Genomic DNA, 4,110 nt, shown 5'->3' on the forward strand with positions numbered 1-4,110 from the left:
CCACCTTGGCCTTAAAGGCCGCTTCGTACTGTTTCCTCATGCCTGTCATCTTACCATACCTCCTTTCCGAGATATGGCAGGCCAAAGTGCACCTATCTAGGCTGTCCAGTTTTTGGGGACCAGCTCAAATTGACATATCAATTAAAATATTATCAAATAAAAGTAATTATTACACTGGATTAAAGGAGCTAATAAATTTGCCGCCTCAGCTAGCCCTCATTATTGTCTTAATATTTATTAGTTGTGTAATTTATATTGAACATAAAACAACTGAAAACACAAGTGGAGCTGTTTGGATAATCGCTATCTGGATTTTATATTCAGGCAGCAAAGGATTAGGATTTTTCATTAATATACATACAACCATAGAAGCTGGAAGTTTGCCTGACAGATATTTTCTATTAGCTGTGGGAATAATATCCCTGATCATATTATTTCAGAGACGCTTTTCATTTATTTCATCGGTTAAATTCAATATTCCGGTCGTCTTGATATTAATTTATTCTCTTATTAGCGTTATATGGTCAAGGACTCCCGGTATATCCTTTAGAAGGTGGGGTAGAGAAGCTGTTGCTTTGATTATCGCCTTACTATTAAGTTCGGAAAAATACCCAATTAACACAATCTCAAGTGCATTCAAAAAAGCGATATACCTCGCTCTCCCCTTGTCAATATTACTCATAAAATATTACCCTTCATATGGACGTTCTTATGGAAGGTGGTCTGGTGATGAAAGGTGGGAGGGCATAGCCAGCCAGAAAAATGGGCTAGCAATGATATGTGCGATGGCAATTCTTTTCTTGATCTGTTCACTGGGGCAAGATTTGAAGAATTGGAGTCAATCGTCGTCAAGGCTACCAATATTTATTGATATTTTTATGGTTTCCTTGGCTTTATATTTAATGATGGGGCCAAGAAGAACATTAGTTTATTCTGCTACATCTTTTTTAGCTTTGACTGTAGGACTAATCTTTTTGACATTCCTAAAATGGTCTGTAAAACAAATGATTAACATCGAAAAGGAAATCATGATTCTTGCCGTTATTATAATAGCAATAGGTATATTTATCCCGTTTTCGGACAAGATTCCAACAAAATCTCTTCCCAAGTTATTAAACCGAAACGAAACCCTTACTGGTAGAACTGAAATCTGGAGGGCACTTATTCCATATGCCAAACAAAATATATTATTGGGACACGGTTTTGGAGGATTCTGGACCACATCTCTAAGAAATAAAATCGGAAGTCACGCTCATAATGGCTACCTAGATACCATTCTTGATCTGGGCCTAGTTGGGGTATTATTATCAATTATATTTATTCTTATTTTATTAAAAAAGAGTTTAAATTTATTAAATCCAGATAATAAAATTTCAATATTTTTCATATCACTTATAATCATGATTTTAGTTCGCAATATTGCCGAAGTATCATTAGGAGAATTTGCCAATTATTCGACTTGGCTCCTACTTGCTTGGTCTTTTATACTAAGTAAGAGAGAAGATATTAATGCTTTAAATTAATAAAGATGAAAAATCTGACCAAAGCTAATCCATATGGTTAAATTAGATCATATTTCAATTTGTATTTGTACAAATAAGCGTCCATTAATGCTGGAGCGCCTAATTAATAAACTTAATGACCAAGTAACATATGACCTTTTTAATTATTCTATAGTTGTTATAGATAATGACCAAGCAGGCTCCGCAAAAGGGATTGTGGAAACTCTAGCGGAAAACGTTAAAATAAAGATTAATTATGATATAGAGCCTGAGAAATCAATTCCTGCTGCGAGGAATCATGCTATTAAGTTAGCCACCGGAAATTACATAGCAATAATAGATGACGATGAATTCCCCCCACCCCACTGGCTCATTACTTTATATAGAGCCATTCAAACATTCGATGTAGAGGGCGCTCTGGGTCCTGTAATTCCATATTTTGAACAGAAGCCACCATCCTGGTTAATAAAGGGCAAGTTCTGCGAGCGCCCAATTTATCGAACTGGCACACTTCTAGATTGGTATCATACACGGTCGGGTAATGTTCTTTTAAAAAGAAAGGTTTTTGATGAATATGATCTTAGATTTGATCTTGAATGGAAAACGAGTGGATCTGATAGAGCTTTTTTTAAGCAGGCTATTGAACACGGTTATAAATTCGTAGCAGTTGCAGAAGCCCCTGTTTACGAAATCGTACCTCCTGAGAGATGGCAAAAAAATTACTATATCAGGCGTTCAATCGTTCATGGCTATAACACTTACAAAAACAGCATAAAGGGTACATCGCTAACGAGACAGATTCTTACGGCTTTAAAATCAATGCTTGCATTGGGGGTATATCTAATTTCTTTTCCAATTTGTTTAATCCTTGGTCCCGCCCTGTATGTTAAATGCCTTGAGAAGGGAGCCCATCATTTTAGCCAGTTATTAGCTCGATTTGATATAGAGTTAATAAAGAAAAGAGACTTTTAACCAAATTAATATCTACAGAACAATATGATATCAAATTACTTTATTATAAGATCAAATATCAGCAACCTGATAAATACATTAAAACAATCTTCCTTCCTTAAAAATATTTTGATCGTAATGGGTGGCACGGCTGGGGCCCAAGCAATAGCTTATGTATTATCTCCAATTATTAGCCGGCTTTTTACACCCGAAGACTTCGGTATTTTTGGATCATTTAGCGCAGTCACAGGAATTATCGGGGCACTTTTAACATTAGACTATAGTCAGGCATCAATGCTGCCAAAAGAAAAGCATGATGCCATAAATCTTTTTTGTCTCTCAGTAATCTCTACTATTATAATTACGTTCATTGCATCATCTATCAGTATTATTAAGCCATCGATTTTCTATGATCTCACAAAAACCAGGGGTTCTTGGCCTCTACTTTTATTTCTTATGACGCTGCTAATTGAGGGTATCAATCAAGCTTCTCAGGCCTGGGCTGTTCGCTCGAAAGCCTTTAAGACAACATCTGCATCGCAAATAATACGAAGTATCGGCTCTAGCGGATCAAGAATATTTTTAGGAATTCTGAGAACAGGTTCTTTGGGCCTAATAATAAGCAATCTCTCGGCTAATTTGCTCGCAAGCATCAACTTGGTTCAAATCGTAAAACTGGACCTAAAATCCTTGAGAAGCACTATTAAACTTGAGAAGATGAAAATTCTGGCTAAGGAATATATAGATTTTCCACTATATTCAGCATCTCAGAATTTTATAAATGCAATTTCATCTGGACTACCTGTCCTTTTAATCACAAAATTTTATGGTCTATCTCCGGCTGGAGCCTATGCCTTTGGCGTGGCCATACTTCAAGCCCCGATGAATCTGGTTCTGACTGCATTACGTCAAGTTCTTTTTCAAAAAGCCTGCGAATATCAATATGAAGGTAAAGGTATATTATTATTATTTATAAGAACCGTTATTGTGCTCTTTGCAATTGCTTTTATTCCATCTCTAATTCTATTAATCTGGGCACCACATATTTTTACTTTAATTTTTGGGGCACGATGGCAACTCGCAGGTATTCTGGCCAGAAGTCTGATAATATGGATGCTTTTTGTTTTTTGTAACCTTCCGGCAGTTATATTTGCACGGATTATCAGAATTCAAAAATTTGTATTTTTTTACGATATAATATTATTATTTTTAAGAACGATAGCTTTAATGTGGGGGGGGATGCACCTTAAATTAACTCAGACTGTTATGGTTTTTGCAATAGTTGGAGCTGTAATGAATTTATTCTTAATATATTATGTCGGAAGAAGATTAGCTAAAAAAGAAGGTATGATTAATATCCTTTCAAGCTAGTGTACAAAATAGTTCGCAAATTGATTTAGGAGGACGAGCCATCGTAATATCTCCTTTTCAAAATTTCAACCTTAAGAAAGGAGGTTTTTACTTACGATGGCTCAAAGAGATTATAAGGGATTACTGGGAAAATTGCTAACAGGATTTTTGGTGGAGGAGTGAGATGGACCCCATTGTCTGGACAGATGAGAGGCCCGGTGAAGGTGCATCTCTGACCTGCCGATTGTGACCATTCTATTCTTTTCTTCTCCTGGAAGCCACGATTCCGGTCGGTCTCTGGAAAATC

The 4,110-nt window shown here is 36.2% G+C and carries 3 protein-coding genes; all 3 read left to right on the plus strand.

Annotation, left to right across the window (positions count from 1 at the left end; genetic code table 11):
• Positions 1–38 precede the first annotated feature (38 nt).
• The 3 genes from HPY60_11620 (at position 39) to HPY60_11630 (ending at position 3,824) form a co-directional block, all read left to right on the plus strand.
• Positions 39–1,523: a hypothetical protein gene (locus HPY60_11620; GenBank protein NPV51823.1), complete on the plus strand. Its 1,485-nt coding sequence runs from the start codon at positions 39–41 to the stop codon at positions 1,521–1,523.
• 87 nt (positions 1,524–1,610) lie between these two features.
• Positions 1,611–2,474, plus strand: coding sequence for a glycosyltransferase family 2 protein (locus HPY60_11625; GenBank protein NPV51824.1), 864 nt, complete (start codon positions 1,611–1,613; stop codon positions 2,472–2,474).
• A gap of 24 nt (positions 2,475–2,498) precedes the next feature.
• Complete coding sequence (locus tag HPY60_11630) at positions 2,499–3,824, plus strand: oligosaccharide flippase family protein (protein ID NPV51825.1); 1,326 nt, start codon at positions 2,499–2,501, stop codon at positions 3,822–3,824.
• Positions 3,825–4,110: the final 286 nt, after the last annotated feature.

Origin of the sequence: Methanofastidiosum sp., from assembly GCA_013178285.1 — an archaeon.
Lineage (GTDB): Archaea > Methanobacteriota_B > Thermococci > Methanofastidiosales > Methanofastidiosaceae > Methanofastidiosum.

Bases quoted from the DNA above. Each gene is read 5' to 3' on its own strand.
- HPY60_11625 (NPV51824.1), top strand. From the start codon at position 1,611: ATGCTGGAGCGCCTAATTAATAAACTTAATGACCAAGTAACATATGAC.
- HPY60_11620 (NPV51823.1), top strand. From the start codon at position 39: ATGCCTGTCATCTTACCATACCTCCTTTCCGAGATATGGCAGGCCAAA.
- HPY60_11630 (NPV51825.1), top strand. From the start codon at position 2,499: ATGATATCAAATTACTTTATTATAAGATCAAATATCAGCAACCTGATA.